We start from the raw sequence: 21,408 nt of genomic DNA, 5'->3' as shown, positions 1-21,408 counted from the left end.
GTTTGTTGGCGCTGATTCGACGAATTTGCTATATTTGCGCCCCTGATAGACAGGAGTGTTTCGCTATGACATCCCGACGAGACTGGCAGTTACAGCAACTGGGCATTACGCAGTGGTCGCTGCGCCGTCCTGGCGCGCTGCGGGGCGAGATCGCGATTTCAATTCCTGCGCATGTCCGTTTGGTGATGGTTGCTGCACAGTTACCCGCGCTAACCGAACCGTTAATGAGCGATATTTTACACGCATTGACCGTGAGTCCGGATCAGGTTTTACAACTGACGCCTGACCGTGTCGCCATGCTGCCGCAAGGTAGCCGCTGTAATAGCTGGCGGCTGGGAACCGAAGAGCCGCTGCTGCTGGAGGGCGCTCAGGTCGCCAGTCCTGCGTTTAATGAATTACGGGATAACCCAGCGGCACGCGCCGCGTTATGGCAACAAATCTGCGCATATGAACACGATTTCTTCCCTCGAACCGACTGATTTACCTGCAGCATTTCAGATTGAAAAACGCGCCCACGCCTTTCCGTGGAGTGAAAAAACATTCGCCAGCAACCAGGGCGATCGTTATCTCAACTTTCAACTGACCGTTGACGGCACGATGGCAGCCTTTGCGATTACGCAGGTCGTGCTGGATGAAGCTACGCTGTTCAACATCGCCGTTGATCCTGACTTTCAACGCCGGGGTTTGGGGCGTGAGCTGCTGGAATACCTGATCGATGAGCTGGAAAAGCGCGGTATTCTGACGCTGTGGCTTGAGGTTCGCGCCTCGAATGCTGCGGCAATCGCATTGTATGAAAGCCTTGGCTTTAACGAGGCGACGATTCGGCGCAATTACTATCCGACAGCCGATGGTCACGAAGATGCCATCATAATGGCATTGCCAATCAGCATGTAAGACAAGGTGTAATGATGATGAAGTGGGACTGGATTTTCTTTGATGCCGATGAAACGCTGTTTACGTTTGACTCGTTTACCGGCTTACAGCGGATGTTTCTCGACTATAGCATCACCTTTACCGCTGAAGATTTTCAGGACTACCAGGCCGTGAATAAACCGCTGTGGGTGGATTATCAAAACGGCGCAATTACCTCATTACAGCTGCAGCATGCTCGTTTTCAGAGCTGGGCTGAGCGCCTGAAGGTCGAGCCAGGCCAGCTAAACGATGCGTTTATTAATGCCATGGCGGAAATCTGTTCGCCGTTACCGGGGGCCGTGTCGCTGCTTAATGCGATTCGCGGTAAAGCAAAGATTGGCATCATTACCAATGGTTTTACTGCATTACAGCAAATCCGTCTGGAGCGTACGGGCCTGCGCGACTATTTCGATCTGCTGGTGATTTCTGAGCAGGTTGGGGTGGCAAAACCCGATCCCCGTATTTTTGACCATGCGCTGGAGCAGGCGGGCAACCCTGACCGTTCCCGCGTGCTGATGGTGGGCGACACCGCAGAGTCCGATATTCTTGGTGGTATTAACGCCGGGCTATCCACCTGCTGGCTAAATACGCACCGCCGCGAGCAGCCAGCGGGCATTCAGCCGACCTGGACTGTCGTGTCGTTAAGCGAACTGGAGCAGCTCCTGTGTAAACACTGATTGCCTCCCCCCCATTGATGGGTAAAATAGCCGCAATTTTTCGTATTCAACTTGCGCGGCACAATGCCGTGCTTACCTAAGAAGATTTGACTATGACGTTGTCTCCTTATTTGCAAGAGGTGGCCAAACGCCGCACTTTTGCTATTATTTCTCACCCGGATGCCGGTAAAACGACAATTACTGAAAAGGTGCTGTTATTCGGACAGGCAATTCAGACCGCCGGTACGGTAAAAGGCCGTGGCTCCAGCCAGCATGCCAAGTCTGACTGGATGGAAATGGAAAAGCAGCGTGGTATCTCAATTACCACCTCTGTCATGCAGTTTCCGTATCATGACTGCCTGGTAAACCTGCTGGATACCCCAGGGCACGAAGACTTCTCCGAAGATACTTACCGTACTCTGACGGCGGTGGACTGCTGCCTGATGGTTATTGACGCCGCGAAAGGCGTTGAGGACAGGACCCGTAAACTGATGGAAGTTACCCGTCTGCGCGATACGCCGATCCTGACCTTTATGAACAAACTCGACCGTGACATCCGCGATCCAATGGAGCTGCTGGATGAAGTCGAGAACGAACTGAAAATCGGCTGCGCGCCGATCACCTGGCCGATTGGCTGCGGTAAGTTGTTCAAGGGCGTCTATCACCTGTACAAAGATGAAACGTATCTGTACCAGACCGGTAAAGGCCATACGATTCAGGAAGTGCGCATTGTTAAAGGGCTGAATAACCCTGAACTTGACGCTGCCGTAGGTGAAGACCTGGCGCAGCAACTGCGTGACGAGCTGGAGCTGGTGCAGGGCGCGTCTAACGAATTCGATCATGAGCTGTTCCTTGCCGGTGAAATCACGCCGGTCTTCTTCGGTACTGCGCTGGGTAACTTCGGTGTTGACCATATGCTGGATGGCTTAGTGGAGTGGGCGCCTGCGCCGATGCCGCGTAAAACCGACACCCGCGTTGTAGAAGCCTCAGAAGAGAAGTTCACCGGATTCGTCTTTAAAATTCAGGCCAACATGGACCCGAAACACCGCGACCGTGTCGCTTTCATGCGTGTGGTTTCCGGCAAGTACGAGAAAGGCATGAAAATGCGTCAGGTACGTATTGGTAAAGACGTGGTGATCTCCGATGCGCTGACCTTTATGGCCGGTGACCGTTCTCATGTGGAAGAGGCGTATCCTGGCGATATTCTTGGTTTGCATAACCACGGCACGATCCAGATCGGCGATACCTTTACTCAGGGTGAAATGATGAAGTTCACCGGTATTCCGAACTTCGCACCGGAACTGTTCCGCCGTATCCGTCTGAAAGATCCGTTGAAGCAAAAGCAGTTATTGAAAGGGCTGGTTCAGCTGTCAGAAGAGGGCGCAGTGCAGGTCTTCCGTCCGATTGCCAACAACGATCTGATCGTTGGCGCCGTCGGTGTGCTGCAGTTCGACGTGGTGGTTTCTCGTCTGAAGAGCGAATACAACGTTGAAGCGATTTATGAGTCAGTCAACGTGGCGACTGCGCGCTGGGTAGAGTGTTCTGACGTGAAAAAATTCGAAGAATTTAAGCGTAAAAACGAAATTCAGCTGGCGCTGGATGGCGGCGATAACCTCACCTATATCGCGCCGACCATGGTTAACCTGAATCTCACCCAGGAACGTTACCCTGACGTTCAGTTCCGCAAAACGCGCGAACACTAATCTGCCTTCCAGGGTGCGGTATTCACTGCGCCCTGCAACTTTTCCTGTCTTTTAAATCCCTTGCGGAATGTTCTTAAATCCCCTGGATTTTGTTTGCTTTTTAATCAATTCAGACATCAGCCACGAAATCGTGAACTATATTTAACAATGTGATGACATAAATATCGGCTTTTAATGCTCTTCATTAAGCATTTTTCAGCCTCTTTAGCTGATATTTATTTCAGTCACGTGATTAGTTGCTGGTTATGACCGCTAAGTGGCAGAACATCGCTATAAGCACAACAAACAGGAATACATCGATGACAATGACAGGACTTAAGATTTCTAAAACGCTACTGGCCGTGATGCTGACTTCCGCTGTCGCAACGGGTTCTGCCTATGCAGAAAACGGCACAATGGATAAAGCGCAATCCGGGCTCGAAAGTGCGGGGCAGAAAGTCGATAGCTCTATGAACAAAGTCGGTAATTTCATGGATGACAGCACCATCACCGCCAAAGTAAAAGCCGCGCTGGTGGACCACGAAAGCATTAAGAGCACCGATATCTCCGTCAAAACGGACCAGAAAGTGGTGACGTTAAGTGGGTTCGTTGAAAGCCAGGCTCAGGCCGAAGAGGCCGTTAAAGTTGCGAAAGGCGTTGAGGGCGTGACCTCCGTTAGCGACAAACTGCACGTGCGTGACAGCAAAAACACCTCTGTAAAAGGCTATGCGGGTGATACGGCTATCACCAGTGAAGTGAAAGCCAAGCTGCTGGCCGATGACATTGTCCCTTCTCGTAAAGTGAAAGTAGAGACGACCGATGGCGTGGTCCAGCTTTCAGGAACCGTCGATTCACAGGCGCAAAGTGAGCGAGCTGAGAGTATTGCTAAAGCAATTGATGGCGTGAAAAGCGTCAAAAACGACCTCAAAACTCAGTAATTCGACTTAATTCGTCCTCCTGACGTTTGTCGGGAGGCGTATTGTGCACCACACTAAAAATATCGCCGATGAGCTGCCTGAGCGCTCATATCAAGCGGTCGACATTAACTATGGTAAAGGAGAAGCATATGTTTCGATGGGGCATCATATTTCTGGTTATCGCGTTAATTGCCGCCGCTCTGGGATTTGGTGGACTGGCGGGTACCGCAGCCGGCGCTGCAAAAATTGTTTTTGTGGTGGGGATCATCCTGTTTCTGGTCAGCTTGTTTACCGGGCGTAAACGACCCTAGCGTATCCCCTTTATTCTTCAAGTTACAGGTGCGTTGGCTAAGTGCGCGTACCCGAATCACTTACCAGAGTAAGCTCATCGGGACTCACGCACTTGCCACCTTCCTGTAACTCGAATTATGTTGGGGATTAGCTGTAAAGAAAAATTGCTACTAAGCCAGTCCATTGGACTGGCTTTTACGGTTTTAGCGCCGGGCAATTTGCGTTACCTTGTTGCTCTATTACAAAAAACAGGAAGGCAGAGGTGGGGCAGAGAATACCCGTCACGCTCGGTAATATAGCGCCGTTATCGTTACGTCCATTTCAACCAGGCAGTATGGCGCTGGTGTGCGAGGGCGGAGGGCAACGGGGGATCTTTACCGCTGGCGTACTGGATGAGTTTATGCGTGCGCAATTTAATCCTTTCGATCTCTTCTATGGGACATCTGCTGGCGCGCAAAATCTGTCGGCCTATCTCTGTAACCAACCCGGCTACGGGCGCAAGGTGATCATGCGCTACACCACCCGACGTGAGTTTTTTGACCCGGTACGATTCGTACGCGGGGGGAATCTCATCGATCTCGACTGGCTGGTGGACTCCACCGCTGCGCAGATGCCGCTGGCGCTGGATAACGCGGAGCGCCTATTTGAGGCAGGTAAAGCGTTTTATATGTGCGCCTGCCGGGGCGATGACTACACGCCGGGCTATTTTTCGCCGAACCGGCACAATTGGCTGGATCTCATTCGTGCATCCAGTGCGATTCCGGGATTCTATCGTTCAGGGGTTGTGTTGGATGGTGTGAACTATCTGGATGGTGGAGTCAGTGACGCCATACCCGTTCAGGAGGCGGCGAAGCAAGGGGCGAAGACGTTGGTGGTGATCCGCACCGTGCCTTCGCAAATGTACTACACCCCACAATGGTTCAAACGTATGGAGCGTTGGCTGGGGGAGAGCAGTCTGCAGCCGCTGGTGAATCTGGTTCAACATCATGAAGCCAGCTACCGCGCTATTCAGCGCTTTATCGAAAAACCGCCGGGCAAGCTGCGTATTTTTGAGATCTACCCACCAAAACCACTCCATAGTATGGCACTGGGGAGCCGCATTCCGGCATTGCGTGAAGACTACAAAACCGGACGCCTGTGCGGGCGCTATTTTTTGGCAACGATTGGTAAACTGTTGGCGAAAAATGTGCCGTTGCCTCGTCAGACGCCGAAGATTGTGGTGCCCAGCCCGGTGGTGGTTCCACCTGCCCCCGTTGCCAACGACGCCCATGCATCCGTTGCGAGCAGTGCGCCCCAGGCCAATGATACGACGTTTAATAATGAGGATCTGGCGTGAGTCCCCGGTTCATCGATACGCATTGTCATTTTGATTTTCCCCCCTTTACCGGCGATGAGCCAGCCAGCCTCCAGCGTGCGGCTGACGTTGGTGTGCACCATATTATTGTTCCGGCAACGCAGGCGATGAACTTTTCACGCGTACTGGCGTTAGCGGAAAATTATCCTTCGTTGTATGCCGCGCTGGGTCTGCATCCCATTGTTATTGAAGATCACGATGATGACGGTCTGGACAGGTTGCAACAGGAATTGGAGCAACGATCGCAGAAGCTGGTGGCGGTCGGTGAGATCGGGCTGGATCTCTGGCGTGAAGATCCGCAGTTTGATAAGCAGGAAAGGGTGCTGGAAGCACAGCTTAAGCTGGCGAAGCGTTACGATCTTCCGGTGATCCTCCATTCGCGCCGTACCCATGACAAGCTGGCTATGCATCTTAAACGCCATGATCTCCCGCGAACCGGTGTGGTGCATGGCTTTTCCGGAAGCCTGCAACAGGCAACGCGTTTTGTACAACTGGGGTACAAGATAGGTGTCGGTGGGACCATCACCTATCCACGCGCCAGCAAAACGCGTGAGGTGATGGCGACGTTGCCACTGGAATCGCTGCTGTTGGAAACCGATGCGCCGGATATGCCGCTTAACGGTTTTCAGGGCCAGCCTAATCGTCCTGAGCAGGTGGTCAGAGTCTTTGAGACATTATGCGTACTGCGTCAAGAGCCTGCGGACGTGATAGCAGATGCGCTGTATCGCAATACGACGGCGTTGTTTAATGTGTGAGGTATCCTGCGCTCCGTAGGCCTGATAAGCGAAGTGCATCAGGCATATCTTTGCCGGATGGCGGCTGCGCCTTATCCAGCCTACACATGAAGTCGTTGCATTCGGTAATCACAGGTACAGCGCCGGGAAGATCACATTATCCACGCCACGATTGCGTAACGCATTTGCCAGTTGCTCCACATCTCCCGGTGTGGCACTCGGCCAGGATTGCGCTTCGCCATACACCCCATGCGCATGAAAGGCATTTAGCCGCACAGGCACGTTACCTAAGCGATGAATAAACGCAGACAGCGGGTCGATGTGTTGCAGATAGTCTACCTGACCGGGGATCACCAACAGGCGTAATTCCGTGAGTTTTCCCTGGTCTGCCAGAAAAATAATACTGTTTTTAATCAGAGTATTATCGCGCCCTGTCAGTTGCAGATGACAGGCGCTATCCCAGGCTTTTAGATCGAGCATCGCACCGTCGCAAACCGGTAGCAGCTTTTGCCAGCCGGTTTCGCTTAGCATGCCGTTACTGTCTACCAGGCAGGTCAGGTGCTGTAGCTGCGGATCGATTTTGATCGCACCAAATAGCGCAACAATAAACGGTAACTGTGTTGTCGCCTCACCACCGCTGACCGTCATTCCTTCAATAAACGGCGAGGCTTTACGAACATGCTGCAGCACCTCATCCACACTCATGGTTTGCGTCATCGGTGTGGCCTGCTGAGGACACATATGCAGGCAGGTGTCGCATTGCTGGCAAATATCAGATTGCCACCATACTTTTCCCGCGCTCAGACTCAACGCTTCATGCGGGCAATGCAGCACACATTCCCCGCAATCGTTGCAGCGTCCCATCGTCCACGGATTGTGGCAATTTTTACAGCGCAGATTACATCCCTGCAGGAACAGGGCCAGGCGACTCCCCGGCCCGTCGACGCAGGAGAAGGGAATCAGCTTACTGACTAAAGCGCATCTGCTGTTCATGGCTGATCACTCGGGGTTGTCGTTCCAGAATACGCGTATTGCGCGCGGCTTCTTCACCCAACCAGGTGGTGTTGGTACGTGAACCTTCGGTACGATATTTTTCCAGATCCGACAGGCGCACCATGTAGCCGGTCACACGGACCAGATCGTTGCCGCTCACGTTGGCGGTAAATTCGCGCATACCGGCTTTAAATGCTCCGAGACAAAGCTGTACCAGCGCCTGCGGGTTACGTTTGATGGTTTCGTCCAGTGTGAGAATATCGCTGATCCCGGCGTGATAATACGCATGATGCGGCGCGACAGTTTGCAGATGGGTGATGGGATCGGGTTCATCACCATAAGGCAGGCGAGCGCCCGGCGTGGTGCCGATATCAGAACTGATACCCGACTGCGCATGCAGCATCGCGCGCTGCTTCCAGCCATGTCTCACCGGCGTGTTGTTAACAAAGTCGGCGAGCTGGGCGCTAATACGATAACCAAGCTGATTAGCGTACTCATCTTTGCCGTAGCGAGCGTTCTCCCCCGCCTTATCGCACAGCAGGTTTACGGCTTCTGCCAGGCCATACATGCCAAACATAGGCACAAAACGTTCGGGATCGATCAACCCTTCCTGCACCAGGAAGCTATTCTCAAAGAAATGTGATTTCTCGTAGAGGAATTCACATCGTGAATTAATGATGGCGATTTGCTGTTGGCAGTAATGCGGTAGGGTACGCGTAAAGAAGTCATCGACAGAGGTACTGCGCTCTGCAATGGCTTTCAGATTGAGTCTGACCAGCGTACTTCCACCGCCCGCCAGTGGCAGTGAGTTGTAACAACTGACGACGCCATAGTGGCCTTTTGTGAAAATTTTATCATTTTCAGGGCCGTTAGAAATGTGCGGTTTACTGCATTCGCAAATATTTTGCGCGACGTTGAGCAGCAGATCGTCAGGTGTAATTTGCGGATCATAAATAAATGTCAGATTGGGCGAAACCTGCTTTAACTCTGCATCTGCGCGTAAAATTGCCCGCGTTACGGGCGTGTCGGCAGGACCAATATTGGCGTGCATAAACGCATCGGGCAGCGTTCTGTCGAGATAGCGCCAGAAACGTTTTATTCGAACATCGATCTCGTTTTGTGTTAGAATTTTAACATACGGTTGCAGCAACGCATCGAGTTGGCCGAGATACACCGGCATCGACGTCACTGACGGAACGTGGTGGTAAAGAATGGTGAGTAAGGATAATGCGTCATCGAGATCCTTTGCGCCTTCCAGTTCCAGCCATGATGAACCGTTGGCCAGAAAACGCGCGTAATCGGGTAATACGTAGCGCGGTTTGAACGGGGCATGACCTTCGTACATATCGCAGATAACCCCGTCATCCAGCGCCTGGCGTGCTTGTGCAGGCAGTTGCGGATACGGCAAAGCGTTTTCTGCCTCCAGTGCCAGAAAATGACGTTTTTGTTCAGGGCTGAGCACTGGACTGGTCACGATTTGTTGGCAACGCTGTTGCAGCGCGAGTTCGCTTGAAGTGGGCATCGTTGGTTCCTTTATGTACTGAAGGTTAAGCGCCATTGTAGGAAGCAACGCAGCGACAACCTTTGATCCGGATGCGCCTGATGTCACCGCATGCCGCCAGTAAAGGTCATTTATTTGAAGTGGATCTCATTAGAGTAATGCAAATCTGTATGTGGTTTTCATTAACTGTGATGTATATCGAAGTGTAATAGCGAGCGGATGTTAGAATACTAACAAACTCGCAAGGTGAAATTTTATACGGCGATGCCGTTGGAGAATGTTATGACCGATTTAACAGCAAGCAGCCTGCGTGCACTGAAACTGATGGACCTGACCACCCTGAATGACGACGACACTAATGAGAAAGTGATCGCGCTGTGTCATCAGGCGAAGACCCCGGTTGGCAACACTGCTGCAATCTGCATCTATCCGCGTTTCATCCCTATTGCGCGTAAGACTCTGAAAGAGCAGGGCACACCGGACATCCGTATTGCCACCGTGACTAACTTCCCGCATGGCAACGACGATATCGAGATCGCGCTGGCAGAAACCCGCGCCGCGATTGCCTACGGTGCAGACGAAGTTGATGTGGTATTCCCGTATCGTGCACTGATCGCAGGCAATGAGCAGATTGGTTTTGATCTGGTTAAAGCCTGTAAAGACGCGTGCGCAGCAGCCAATGTGCTGCTGAAAGTGATCATCGAAACTGGTGAGCTGAAAGAAGAAGCACTGATTCGCAAAGCATCTGAAATCTCCATCAAAGCCGGTGCTGATTTCATCAAAACATCTACCGGTAAAGTACCGGTCAATGCGACGCCGGAAAGCGCACGCATCATGATGGAAGTGATCCGCGATATGGGTGTTTCTAAAACGGTTGGTTTCAAACCGGCTGGCGGCGTGCGTACTGCAGAAGATGCACAGCAGTTCCTGGCCATTGCCGACGAACTGTTTGGCGCTGACTGGGCCGATTCCCGTCATTACCGTTTTGGTGCGTCCAGCCTGCTGGCTAGCCTGCTGAAAGCACTGGGTCACGGCGACGGTAAGAGCGCAAGCAGCTACTAAGCCTTATATTGCCGGAGCTGTAGCGACGTAGGCCGGATAAGGCGTAGCCGCCATCCGGCATTAAGACGACTGCCGGGTGGCGCGTTGCTTACCCGGCCTACAACGGCCTTCTACTCTTTTCCCCTGGGGGTTACCTTGTTTCTCGCACAAGAAATTATTCGTAAAAAACGTGATGGTCATGCGCTGAGTGATGAAGAAATTCGTTTCTTTATTAACGGTATTCGCGACAACACCATCTCTGAAGGGCAAATCGCCGCCCTGGCGATGACCATTTTCTTCCACGATATGACAATGCCTGAGCGTGTCTCGCTGACCATGGCAATGCGTGATTCAGGAACCGTGCTGGACTGGAAAAGTTTGCAGCTGAACGGCCCGATTGTGGATAAACACTCTACCGGCGGTGTAGGTGATGTGACGTCACTGATGTTAGGCCCGATGGTCGCAGCCTGCGGCGGCTTTATCCCGATGATCTCCGGGCGCGGTCTGGGGCATACCGGCGGTACGCTCGATAAACTGGAAGCGATCCCGGGATTTGATATCTTCCCGGACGATGCGCGTTTCCGTGAAATTATTAAAGACGTGGGTGTGGCGATTATTGGGCAAACCAGCTCACTCGCACCGGCGGACAAACGTTTTTATGCCACCCGCGATATCACCGCGACGGTGGATTCCATTCCACTCATCACGGGTTCCATTCTGGCTAAAAAGTTGGCGGAAGGACTGGATGCGCTGGTGATGGACGTCAAAGTAGGTAGTGGTGCCTTTATGCCGACCTACGAACTTTCTGAAGCCCTTGCCGAAGCGATTGTCGGCGTGGCAAACGGTGCGGGGGTTCGTACCACTGCGCTGTTAACGGATATGAATCAGGTGCTGGCCTCCAGTGCAGGTAATGCGGTTGAAGTCCGTGAAGCGGTGCAGTTCCTGACCGGCGAATACCGTAATCCACGCTTGTTCGACGTTACGATGGCGCTGTGTGTGGAGATGTTGATCTCCGGTAAACTGGCGAAAGATGACGCAGAAGCCCGCACGAAGTTGCAGGCCGTACTGGATAACGGTAAAGCAGCAGAAATTTTTGGCCGCATGGTTGCGGCGCAGAAAGGCCCAACCGACTTCGTGGAAAATTATGCGAAGTACCTGCCGACGGCAATGCTCAGCAAAGCGGTATATGCTGATACCGAAGGTTTTGTCAGCGCAATGGATACCCGTGCGCTAGGTATGGCGGTCGTTTCCATGGGCGGCGGTCGTCGTCAGGCTTCGGACACCATTGATTACAGCGTCGGTTTCACCGACATGGCGCGTCTGGGCGATAGTGTTGATGGTCAGCGTCCGCTGGCGGTAATTCACGCCAAAGACGAAGCCAGCTGGCAGGAAGCGGCGAAAGCGGTCAAAGCGGCAATCAGCCTTGACGACAAAGCGCCAGAAATTACACCGACAGTCTATCGTCGTATAACCGATTAACTGTATACTGATCTGATCGCTTTTTTGCGGCGCAGATGTATGGAGAACAAGATGAAACGTGCATTTATTATGGTGCTGGACTCCTTTGGTATTGGTGCGACTGAAGATGCGGATCGCTTTGGCGACGTAGGTTCAGACACTATGGGTCATATTGCAGAAGCCTGTGCGAAGGGCGAAGCTGACAATGGCCGCAAAGGCCCACTGAATCTGCCTAACCTGACTCGTCTGGGTCTGGTGAAAGCTCACGAAGGATCGACGGGTAAAATTGCTGCGGGTATGGACGGCAACGCGGAAGTGATTGGTGCCTACGCATGGGCGCATGAACTCTCTTCCGGCAAAGACACACCCTCTGGCCACTGGGAAATCGCGGGTGTTCCGGTTCTGTTTGACTGGGGTTATTTCTCCGATCATGAGAACAGCTTCCCACAAGAATTGCTGGATAAACTGGTTAAGCGTGCCAATCTGCCGGGCTACCTCGGTAACTGCCACTCTTCCGGTACCGTTATTCTGGACCAACTGGGTGAAGAGCATATGAAAACCGGCAAGCCGATTTTCTATACCTCCGCTGACTCCGTGTTCCAAATCGCCTGCCACGAAGAAACCTTTGGCCTGGATAAACTCTACGAGCTGTGTGAAATCGCTCGTGAAGAACTGACTGAAGGCGGCTACAACATTGGCCGTGTTATTGCGCGTCCGTTTATCGGTGACAAAGCTGGTAACTTCCAGCGTACCGGTAACCGTCACGACCTGGCTGTTGAGCCGCCAGCGCCGACGGTACTGCAGAAACTGGTCGATGAGAAAAAAGGCCATGTCGTGTCCGTGGGTAAGATTGCGGACATCTACGCGAACTGCGGTATCACTAAAAAAGTGAAAGCAACCGGTCTGGACGCGCTGTTCGACGCTACCATCAAAGAGATGAAAGAAGCGGGTGATGAGACAATCGTCTTCACTAACTTCGTGGACTTCGACTCTTCCTGGGGCCACCGTCGCGATATCGCTGGCTATGCTGCCGGTCTGGAGTTGTTTGACCGCCGTCTGCCAGAGTTGATGGAGCTGGTAGGTGAAGATGACATTCTGATCCTGACCGCTGACCACGGCTGTGACCCGAGCTGGACTGGCACTGACCATACCCGTGAACACATTCCGGTGCTGATTTACGGCCCGAAAGTGAAACCGGGTTCTTTAGGCCACCGTGAAACCTTCGCGGATATTGGTCAGACGCTGGCGAGCTACTTTGGTACGTCGCCAATGGACTACGGTAAAAACATGCTGTAATACCCGTTGTCTTTCGCGCTGTAGATGCGTTGACTTCATTCGCTCACCCCGGTCGCATAGTTAACCTATGCTCCCGGGGATTCACGAATTCGTCGCCTTCCTACAACGCGAAATCCTTAGGGTATTTGAATAGGTTTTGTAGGCCTGATAAGGCGTAGCCGCCATCAGGCGATAACATCAAATTAAAAGGGAACTGAAGATGGCAACTCCACATATTAATGCAGAAATGGGCGATTTCGCTGACGTCGTATTGATGCCGGGCGACCCGCTGCGTGCGAAGCATATTGCTGAAACTTTCCTCGAAGATGTTCGTGAAGTAAACAACGTTCGCGGCATGTTAGGTTTCACCGGGACTTACAAAGGTCGTAAGATCTCTGTTATGGGTCACGGTATGGGTATCCCGTCCTGCTCTATCTACACCAAAGAGCTGATCACTGATTTCGGCGTGAAGAAAATCATTCGTGTAGGCTCCTGTGGCGCTGTGCGTATGGACGTCAAACTGCGTGACGTGGTTATCGGTATGGGTGCTTGCACTGACTCCAAAGTTAACCGTATCCGCTTTAAAGATCATGACTTTGCAGCTATCGCTGACTTCGACATGGTGCGTAACGCTGTTGATGCGGCAAAAGCGCTGGGCGTTGACGCGCGCGTGGGCAACCTGTTCTCCGCTGACCTTTTCTACTCTCCGGACGGTGAAATGTTCGACGTGATGGAAAAGTACGGCGTACTGGGCGTGGAAATGGAAGCGGCGGGTATCTATGGTGTTGCGGCTGAATTTGGTGCGAAAGCGCTGACCATCTGCACCGTTTCCGACCATATCCGTACTCACGAGCAGACCACTGCCGCTGAACGTCAGACGACCTTCAACGACATGATCAAAATCGCACTGGAATCCGTTCTGCTGGGCGATAAAGAGTAAGCGTTGTGATGCCCGGTGGCGCTGTGCTGACCGGGCCTGCCATTCTTCTCGTAGGCCGGATAAGGCGTTGCCGCCATCCGGCATTTTTCAGGCCAGTGCTTAACGCACCGCTCCGGCAATCCATGCCGACAGCTCGCGTAACTCTTTCTCCTGCTGTGGGAAATCAACCAGCAGCGCCTCGCACTCCTGTTGCAGCCTATCCGCCCGATACAAACACCCTTGCAGACGACCCGCCAGCGCTTCTAACGGCGCGGGATTGAGGCTGTCGGTAAAGACCTGTGCACGGGTAATATGCCCCTTCTCAACGTCAAAATGCAGCTCTACGCCGCCCCAGGTGAAGCGTTCGTCCAGCAGATGTGAAAACGCTGGAGCTTGGCCAAAGTTCCACTCCCAACTGCTCTGGCGGGCAAAGGTTTCGGCAAAATTCGGCAAATCCGGCGTTTTGTCAGGAGAGATAATTTCGGCGTCTACGCGTTCGCCGTAGTGTTCAAAAAAGGCTTCTGTAACAGCCTTACACACCTGTTCGTGGGTGATGCCCGGTAACAACTCAGTCAAATTGGCAACTCGCGAGCGTACCGAGGTAATCCCTTTCGCGGCGAGTTTCTTTTTATCGGGGTTCAGGTAGTTGGCCAGTCGACTGAGATCGGCATTCAACAGCAGTGTTCCGTGGTGAAATCCACGATCCTTGGTTTCCCGATATGCGGAACCAGAGACTTTGCGGTCGCCCTCGGCGGTTTTAACCACCAGATCGTTACGCCCGGAGGCATCGGCGTTTACACCCAGTGAATTCAACGCATTCAGTACGATAGCCGTGGAGATGGTTTTGTCATACTCCGGTTTGCCGGCCATAAAGGTAAAGCAGGTATTCCCGAGATCGTGAAATACCGCACCACCGCCACTGCTGCGACGTGCCAACCGCACGTTGTCCTCTTCCATTCGGCGGGTGTTACACTCTTTCCATGGGTTTTGCGCGCGGCCAATAACCACCGTATCGGCGTTACGCCATAAAAACAGGACGCGCTGCGTGGCGGGCATCTGGCGGAAAATGCACTCTTCAACGGCCAGGTTAAACCAGGGATCGTGAGAGTCAGAGATAAGCAGGCGTAGTGTGGTCATGGTCGATTTCCTTTCTTTGAATTACTCTTTTTTCTCGTTGTCTTCTTCCTGTACCGGTTTGTTCGCGGTCAGCAGGAAAGGGGATTGCTGCCAGCGGGTACGCTTGCCTTGCAATAATGTGCGAGTGAGGACTACGCCAATAGCCAGTGACAGGAGCAGCATCAGGCGTAAGATGTTGGTGGTGTTGTCTACCTGCTTCGCTTCGGTGGCAAGCGTGTGGGTGTCGAGTGTCAGGCGCAGATAACCCAGCGGACCGTTTCTCCCCTGAATGGGCTCAACGATTTGCTGATTAAAATAGCCCCCGGCCTTTTTGCCATCGAGCGCCAGCCGGTCACGGACATTGACGCTCTCACCGGTGCGGGTAATCAGATCGCCCTGTTCATCGTACACACCAGCATCCAGAATACGGCTACTCTCCGTTAACTGTGTGAGTACGGCTTTGATGCGTTTTTCATCCGGTGTTTCGGTACGCATCAGCGGCGCGACGTTTAAAGTGACCTGGCGGGCCAGTGTACGGGCCAGTTCTTCCAGTTGCGGATTACGTTGCTGCTGGTGGCTTTGACTAAACCATGATGCACCCTGCATCAGGGCGACAAGCAACGCGAGACAGGACAATACAATCACTGCACGATGAAGTCGGAATTTCAGTTTTGCGCGAGCCATATTCCACCTGCTGAAAATTTGAGGCTTAATGTTGCCAGAAGCGCTGGTTACAGGGTAGCCTCATGCGTTATTTTCCCCTGGATGATTCCGACCCGAACGATTTTACAGGAGCTTTAATGCCTAACATTACCTGGTGCGATCTACCTGAAGATGTCTCTCTGTGGCCAGGTCTGCCCCTTTCTTTAAGCGGTGATGAAGTCATGCCGCTGGACTACCACGCGGGCCGCAGTGGCTGGCTGCTGTATGGTCGTGGGCTGGATAAACAGCGTTTAACGCAATACCAGAGCAAACTGGGTGCGGCGATGGTGATCGTAGCCGCCTGGTGCGTTGAGGATTATCAAGTGATTCGCCTCGCGGGGTCGTTAACACCGCGTGCGACAAAACTGGCGCATGACGCCAAACTGGATGTTGCGCCATTAGGTAAAATTCCCCATCTGCGTACGCCAGGGCTACTGGTGATGGATATGGACTCTACGGCTATCCAGATCGAATGTATCGACGAAATCGCCAAACTGGCCGGAACGGGCGAAATGGTCGCGGAAGTGACCGAACGCGCGATGCGTGGTGAACTGGATTTTACCGCCAGTCTGCGCAGCCGGGTTGCCACCCTGAAAGGGGCCGATGCCAACATTCTGCAACAGGTGCGCGAAAACTTACCGCTGATGCCTGGCCTGACGCAACTGGTGTTGAAGCTGGAAACGCTCGGCTGGAAAGTGGCTATTGCCTCCGGTGGTTTTACCTTCTTTGCGGAATACCTGCGTGAAAAACTGCGACTGACTGCCGTTGTGGCGAATGAGCTGGAAATCATGGACGGTAAATTCACTGGTAATGTGATTGGCGATATCGTTGATGCGCAGTACAAAGCCAATACCCTGACACGTCTGGCGCAAGAGTATGAAATCCCGATGGCGCAGACGGTGGCGATCGGGGATGGTGCCAACGATCTGCCGATGATCAAAACGGCAGGTCTGGGGATCGCCTACCATGCAAAACCGAAAGTGAATGAAAAGACGGAGATCACTATCCGTCACGCTGATCTGATGGGCGTGTTCTGCATTCTCTCCGGCAGCATGAACCAGAAATAATTTTGATGTCGGATGACGGCTGCGCCATCCGACAAAAGCATTAACAAAAGAGGTTAAACGTGGCAAAAGCTCCAAAACGCGCCTTTGTTTGTAATGAATGTGGGGCCGATTACCCGCGCTGGCAGGGTCAATGTAGCGCTTGTCAGGCCTGGAACACCATTACCGAGGTACGTCTTGCGGCGTCGCCTACGGTGGCGCGTAACGAGCGGCTCAGCGGCTATGCCGGGAATGCGGGTGTCGCAAAGGTGCAGAAGCTGTCTGATATTAGCCTCGAGGAGTTGCCGCGTTTTTCTACCGGTTTTAAAGAATTCGATCGCGTACTGGGCGGCGGTGTGGTGCCGGGTAGCGCCATTCTGATTGGCGGTAACCCCGGAGCAGGGAAGTCGACGCTGCTGCTACAAACGTTGTGCAAACTTGCCGAGCAGATGAAAACCTTGTACGTCACAGGGGAAGAATCTTTGCAGCAGGTTGCGATGCGCGCACACCGACTGGGTCTTCCGACGGCGAATCTGAATATGCTGTCGGAAACCAGCATTGAGCAAATTTGCCTGATTGCAGAAGAAGAACAGCCGAGGCTGATGGTTATCGACTCCATTCAGGTGATGCATATGGCGGATATTCAGTCTTCGCCAGGCAGTGTGGCGCAGGTACGGGAAACCGCCGCTTACCTGACGCGCTTTGCTAAAACGCGTGGTGTGGCGATTGTTATGGTCGGCCATGTCACCAAAGACGGGTCGCTGGCCGGGCCAAAGGTGTTGGAGCACTGTATTGACTGCTCGGTGCTGCTCGACGGTGATGCCGACTCCCGTTTTCGTACCCTGCGTAGCCATAAGAACCGTTTTGGTGCGGTGAATGAGCTGGGTGTCTTCGCGATGACCGAACAGGGACTGCGCGAAGTCAGCAACCCTTCTGCTATCTTTTTAAGTCGCGGTGATGAAGTTACCTCCGGCAGCTCAGTAATGGTGGTCTGGGAAGGGACACGTCCATTACTGGTGGAGATCCAGGCATTGGTCGATCACTCCATGATGTCGAATCCGCGTCGCGTGGCGGTTGGACTGGAACAAAACCGTCTGGCGATTCTGCTGGCAGTACTGCACCGTCACGGTGGTTTGCAGATGGCGGATCAGGACGTGTTCGTCAATGTGGTGGGTGGCGTAAAAGTCACTGAAACCAGTGCCGATCTGGCGCTGCTGCTGGCGATGGTTTCCAGCTTACGCGACAGACCGCTACCGCAGGATTTAGTCGTCTTTGGTGAAGTGGGGCTGGCAGGCGAAATCCGCCCGGTGCCCAGCGGTCAGGAACGTATTTCGGAAGCGGCGAAGCACGGCTTCCGCCGGGCGATTGTGCCTGCCGCCAACGTACCGAAAAAAGTACCGGAAGGAATGCAGGTTTTTGGCGTGAAAAAGCTTGCAGATGCGCTAAGCGTGTTTGACGACTTATAATCCTCTGTATGCAGTGATGTTGTATAATTTGCCGGATGGTGACGCAATGCGTCTTATCCGGCCTACGGATTGATGTTGTAGGCCTGATAAGCGAAGCGCCATCAGGCAGTGTTACGCGATTTTTCCAGCAGGAGGCTCTTGTGTCATCGTTCGACTATCTCAAAACCGCCATAAAGCAAAAGGGCTGTACCCTGCAACAGGTGGCGGATGCCAGTGGCATGACCAAGGGATATCTCAGCCAACTGTTGAATGCCAAAATCAAAAGCCCCAGTGCGCAAAAACTGGAGGCGCTGCACCGTTTTTTGGGGCTTGAGTTTCCCCGTCAGCAGAAAAATATCGGTGTGGTATTTGGCAAGTTTTATCCGCTGCATACCGGTCATATCTATCTTATTCAGCGCGCCTGTAGCCAGGTAGATGAACTGCATATCATCATGGGCTATGACGATACACGCGATCGCAGCCTGTTTGAAGACAGTGCCATGTCACAACAGCCAACGGTCTCCGATCGTCTGCGCTGGCTGTTGCAGACCTTCAAATATCAGAAAAACATCCGTATCCATGCCTTCAATGAGGAAGGCATGGAGCCTTATCCGCACGGATGGGATGTCTGGAGCAATGGCATCAAAACGTTTATGCAGGAGAAGGGGATTCAGCCTAACTGGATTTACACCTCTGAAGAATCTGATGCCCCGCAATATCTTGAGCATCTGGGCATTGAAACGGTACTGGTTGATCCCAAACGGACATTTATGAGCATCAGCGGCGGGCAAATTCGAGAAAACCCATTCCGCTACTGGGAATATATCCCGACTGAAGTGAAACCGTTTTTCGTGCGCACCGTGGCGATCCTCGGTGGAGAGTCGAGCGGCAAATCGACGCTGGTGAATAAGCTTGCCAATATCTTCAACACCACCAGTGCGTGGGAATATGGCCGTGATTACGTCTTTTCCCATTTGGGGGGCGACGAGATGGCGTTGCAGTACTCGGACTACGATAAGATTGCGCTGGGACAGGCACAGTACATTGATTTCGCAGTGAAATATGCCAATAAAGTGGCATTTATCGACACTGACTTTGTGACCACTCAGGCATTCTGTAAAAAGTACGAAGGGCGTGAGCATCCGTTTGTGCAGGCATTGATTGACGAATACCGCTTTGACCTGGTGATCCTGCTGGAAAACAATACTCCGTGGGTGGCGGATGGATTACGCAGCCTTGGGAGTTCGGTTGACCGTAAGGCATTTCAGTCTCTGCTGGTGGAGATGCTACAGGAAAACAATATCGATTTTGTCCACGTGGAAGAGCCTGACTATGATGGCCGGTTCCTGCGCTGCGTGGAGCTGGTGAAAGAACTGATGGGTGAGCAGAGGTAGGTTTTAATGCCGGATGCGCTGCGCTTATCCGGCCTACAAGTCGCACTAACCTCATTGGCAGGATGACCTGCGCGTATTCGGCTTACAAGTCGTACTTATCTCGTAGGTGGGGTGGCGCTGCGCTTATTCGGCTTACAAGTCGCACTAACCTCGTAGGCGGGGGGGCGTGCTTATCCGGCCTACAAGTCGCACCAACCTCATAGGCAGGATGACCTGCGCTTATTCGGCTTACAAATCGTACTAATCTCGTAGGCCGGATAAGGCGGAACGCCGCCATCCGGCGCTTAACGGTAATTACTTAGAAATACGCTTATACTTAATACGCTTCGGCTCCAGCGCATCAGCGCCCAGCGTGCGTTTTTTGTACTCTTCGTATTCGGTAAAGTTACCTTCAAAGAACTCGACTTTACCTTCATCCTGGTAATCCAGAATGTGGGTGGCGATACGGTCAAGGAACCAACGGTCGTGCGAGATAACCATCGCACAGCCTGGGAATTCCAGCAGGGCGTTTTCCAGCGCGCGCAGGGTTTCGATATCCAGGTCGTTTGTCGGTTCATCGAGCAGCAGCATATTACCGCCAACCTGCAGCAGTTTCGCCAGGTGCAGACGACCACGCTCACCGCCGGACAGTTCGCCTACGCGTTTACCCTGATCAACACCTTTAAAGTTGAAGCGGCCTACGTAGGCACGGCTTGGCATTTCGGTGTTGCCGATACGCATAATATCCAGCCCGCCAGAGACTTCTTCCCACACGGTTTTGCTGTTGTCCATGGCATCACGGAACTGGTCAACAGACGCCAGCTTCACGGTTTCACCCAGTTCAATGGTGCCGCTGTCAGGCTGTTCCTGACCGGACATCATACGGAACAGGGTCGATTTACCCGCGCCGTTCGGACCGATGATGCCGACGATAGCCCCTTTCGGTACAGAGAAGCTCAGATCGTCGATCAGCACGCGATCGCCGTAGGATTTACGCAGATTAGTGACTTCAACGACTTTATCGCCCAGACGTGGTCCAGGTGGGATAAACAGTTCGTTGGTTTCGTTACGTTTCTGGTATTCGGTATTGTTGAGTTCTTCAAAGCGTGCCAGACGGGCTTTGCCCTTAGACTGACGGCCTTTCGCGCCCTGACGCACCCACTCCAGCTCTTTCTCGATAGATTTACGACGAGCGGCTTCCTGAGAAGCTTCCTGCGCCAGACGCTGATCTTTTTGTTCCAGCCATGAGGAGTAGTTACCTTCCCACGGAATACCTTCACCACGGTCAAGCTCCAGAATCCATCCGGCAACATTATCAAGGAAGTAACGGTCGTGGGTAATCGCCACAACGGTCCCTTCAAAGTCGTGCAGGAAGCGTTCCAGCCACGCGACGGATTCGGCATCCAGGTGGTTCGTCGGTTCGTCGAGCAGCAGCATGTCTGGTTTTTCCAGCAGCAGGCGGCACAGTGCGACGCGGCGACGTTCACCACCGGAGAGCTTCTCAATTTTGGCATCCCAGTCCGGCAGACGCAGGGCATCGGCGGCACGTTCGAGCTGCACATTCAGATTATGACCGTCATGCGCCTGAATAATCTCTTCAAACTTGCCCTGTTGCGCAGCAAGTTTATCGAAATCTGCGTCTGGCTCTGCGTATTTCGCATACACTTCATCCAGGCCTTTCAGTGCGTTAACCACTTCGGCAACCGCTTCTTCAACGGATTCTCGAACAGTGTGTTCCGGGTTCAGCTTCGGTTCCTGTGGCAGGTAACCGATCTTGATACCCGGCTGCGGACGTGCTTCACCTTCGATATCGGTATCAATGCCGGCCATGATACGCAGCAGGGTAGATTTACCCGCACCGTTCAGACCGAGCACCCCGATTTTTGCGCCTGGGAAGAAGCTCAGAGAGATGTTTTTAAGAATATGACGTTTCGGCGGAACGACTTTGCCGACACGATGCATGGTATAAACGAATTGGGCCACGTTGGACTCGCCT

At 53.0% G+C, this 21,408-nt stretch carries 20 protein-coding genes; 15 read left to right on the top strand and 5 right to left on the bottom strand.

All coding sequences use genetic code 11. The features are described from left to right. Window positions 1–65 precede the first annotated feature (65 nt). From holD to NNO03_RS09610, 8 genes are all read left to right on the top strand, one after another. Complete coding sequence (gene holD / locus NNO03_RS09645; RefSeq protein ID WP_137383810.1) at window positions 66–479, top strand: DNA polymerase III subunit psi; 414 nt, start codon at window positions 66–68, stop codon at window positions 477–479. Then, window positions 448–894, top strand: coding sequence for a ribosomal protein S18-alanine N-acetyltransferase (rimI, locus tag NNO03_RS09640; protein ID WP_271441712.1), 447 nt, complete (start codon window positions 448–450; stop codon window positions 892–894). The genes holD and rimI overlap by 32 nt, the downstream gene beginning before the upstream one ends. 17 nt (window positions 895–911) lie before the next feature. Next, on the top strand, window positions 912–1,589 hold the full coding sequence (gene yjjG, locus NNO03_RS09635) for a pyrimidine 5'-nucleotidase (RefSeq protein WP_271441722.1): 678 nt from the start codon (window positions 912–914) through the stop codon (window positions 1,587–1,589). 92 nt (window positions 1,590–1,681) lie between these two features. Then, on the top strand, window positions 1,682–3,271 hold the full coding sequence (gene prfC, locus NNO03_RS09630) for a peptide chain release factor 3 (protein WP_016151601.1): 1,590 nt from the start codon (window positions 1,682–1,684) through the stop codon (window positions 3,269–3,271). A gap of 299 nt (window positions 3,272–3,570) precedes the next feature. Then, window positions 3,571–4,188: a molecular chaperone OsmY gene (gene osmY / locus NNO03_RS09625; protein WP_271449389.1), complete on the top strand. Its 618-nt coding sequence runs from the start codon at window positions 3,571–3,573 to the stop codon at window positions 4,186–4,188. A gap of 128 nt (window positions 4,189–4,316) precedes the next feature. Next, on the top strand, window positions 4,317–4,478 hold the full coding sequence (locus NNO03_RS09620) for a DUF1328 domain-containing protein (protein ID WP_003019081.1): 162 nt from the start codon (window positions 4,317–4,319) through the stop codon (window positions 4,476–4,478). A gap of 242 nt (window positions 4,479–4,720) precedes the next feature. Further along, complete coding sequence (locus tag NNO03_RS09615; RefSeq protein WP_271441710.1) at window positions 4,721–5,794, top strand: patatin family protein; 1,074 nt, start codon at window positions 4,721–4,723, stop codon at window positions 5,792–5,794. Then, complete coding sequence (locus tag NNO03_RS09610) at window positions 5,791–6,567, top strand: metal-dependent hydrolase (protein ID WP_271441709.1); 777 nt, start codon at window positions 5,791–5,793, stop codon at window positions 6,565–6,567. Before NNO03_RS09615 ends, NNO03_RS09610 begins: the two co-directional genes overlap by 4 nt. Before the next feature lie 108 nt (window positions 6,568–6,675). Here NNO03_RS09610 and NNO03_RS09605 read toward each other — a convergent pair whose 3' ends face one another. Then, on the bottom strand, window positions 6,676–7,539 hold the full coding sequence (locus tag NNO03_RS09605; protein ID WP_271449388.1) for a YjjW family glycine radical enzyme activase: 864 nt from the start codon (window positions 7,537–7,539) through the stop codon (window positions 6,676–6,678). Then, window positions 7,511–9,061, bottom strand: a complete 1,551-nt coding sequence (locus NNO03_RS09600) for a YjjI family glycine radical enzyme (RefSeq protein ID WP_271449387.1) — start codon at window positions 9,059–9,061, stop codon at window positions 7,511–7,513. Before NNO03_RS09600 ends, NNO03_RS09605 begins: the two co-directional genes overlap by 29 nt. A gap of 261 nt (window positions 9,062–9,322) precedes the next feature. Between NNO03_RS09600 and deoC the strand changes: the two genes are divergently transcribed. The 4 genes from deoC to deoD all read left to right on the top strand — a co-directional run bounded on the left by deoC (window position 9,323) and on the right by deoD (window position 13,754). Then, window positions 9,323–10,102, top strand: coding sequence for a deoxyribose-phosphate aldolase (gene deoC / locus NNO03_RS09595; protein WP_003019042.1), 780 nt, complete (start codon window positions 9,323–9,325; stop codon window positions 10,100–10,102). A 135-nt stretch (window positions 10,103–10,237) separates the two neighbouring features. Further along, a complete protein-coding gene (gene deoA / locus NNO03_RS09590) occupies window positions 10,238–11,560 on the top strand; it encodes a thymidine phosphorylase (protein ID WP_271441706.1) in 1,323 nt (440 codons plus the stop codon). 51 nt (window positions 11,561–11,611) lie between these two features. Further along, window positions 11,612–12,835: a phosphopentomutase gene (gene deoB, locus NNO03_RS09585; protein ID WP_042312511.1), complete on the top strand. Its 1,224-nt coding sequence runs from the start codon at window positions 11,612–11,614 to the stop codon at window positions 12,833–12,835. A 199-nt stretch (window positions 12,836–13,034) separates the two neighbouring features. Next, window positions 13,035–13,754 (top strand): purine-nucleoside phosphorylase, encoded by a 720-nt coding sequence (deoD, locus tag NNO03_RS09580; RefSeq protein ID WP_000224864.1) that lies wholly within the window; start codon window positions 13,035–13,037, stop codon window positions 13,752–13,754. A 99-nt stretch (window positions 13,755–13,853) separates the two neighbouring features. Here the strand turns inward: deoD and lplA are convergent, their stop codons facing one another. Next, a complete protein-coding gene (gene lplA, locus NNO03_RS09575; protein ID WP_271449386.1) occupies window positions 13,854–14,870 on the bottom strand; it encodes a lipoate--protein ligase LplA in 1,017 nt (338 codons plus the stop codon). A 21-nt stretch (window positions 14,871–14,891) separates the two neighbouring features. Beyond that, window positions 14,892–15,533 (bottom strand): YtjB family periplasmic protein, encoded by a 642-nt coding sequence (locus NNO03_RS09570; protein WP_137383800.1) that lies wholly within the window; start codon window positions 15,531–15,533, stop codon window positions 14,892–14,894. Window positions 15,534–15,649: 116 nt separating this feature from the next. Between NNO03_RS09570 and serB the strand changes: the two genes are divergently transcribed. The 3 genes from serB (at window position 15,650) to nadR (ending at window position 19,433) form a co-directional block, all read left to right on the top strand. Then, window positions 15,650–16,618 (top strand): phosphoserine phosphatase, encoded by a 969-nt coding sequence (gene serB, locus NNO03_RS09565; RefSeq protein WP_202039572.1) that lies wholly within the window; start codon window positions 15,650–15,652, stop codon window positions 16,616–16,618. A gap of 59 nt (window positions 16,619–16,677) precedes the next feature. After that, window positions 16,678–18,060, top strand: a complete 1,383-nt coding sequence (gene radA, locus NNO03_RS09560) for a DNA repair protein RadA (protein ID WP_271441704.1) — start codon at window positions 16,678–16,680, stop codon at window positions 18,058–18,060. Between the two features lie 140 nt (window positions 18,061–18,200). Further along, entirely contained in the window at window positions 18,201–19,433 is a 1,233-nt protein-coding gene (nadR, locus tag NNO03_RS09555) for a multifunctional transcriptional regulator/nicotinamide-nucleotide adenylyltransferase/ribosylnicotinamide kinase NadR (protein ID WP_271449385.1), read from the top strand. Between the two features lie 294 nt (window positions 19,434–19,727). Here nadR and ettA read toward each other — a convergent pair whose 3' ends face one another. Continuing rightward, window positions 19,728–21,395, bottom strand: a complete 1,668-nt coding sequence (gene ettA / locus NNO03_RS09550) for an energy-dependent translational throttle protein EttA (RefSeq protein ID WP_005123940.1) — start codon at window positions 21,393–21,395, stop codon at window positions 19,728–19,730. Between the last annotated feature and the right edge of the window lie 13 nt (window positions 21,396–21,408).

Source organism: Citrobacter sp. Igbk 16 (assembly GCF_028069755.1).
Classification (GTDB): domain Bacteria; phylum Pseudomonadota; class Gammaproteobacteria; order Enterobacterales; family Enterobacteriaceae; genus Citrobacter.
The sequence above is the reverse complement of the archived record's forward strand: the minus strand, read 5'-3'. Positions and strand labels throughout refer to the sequence as shown.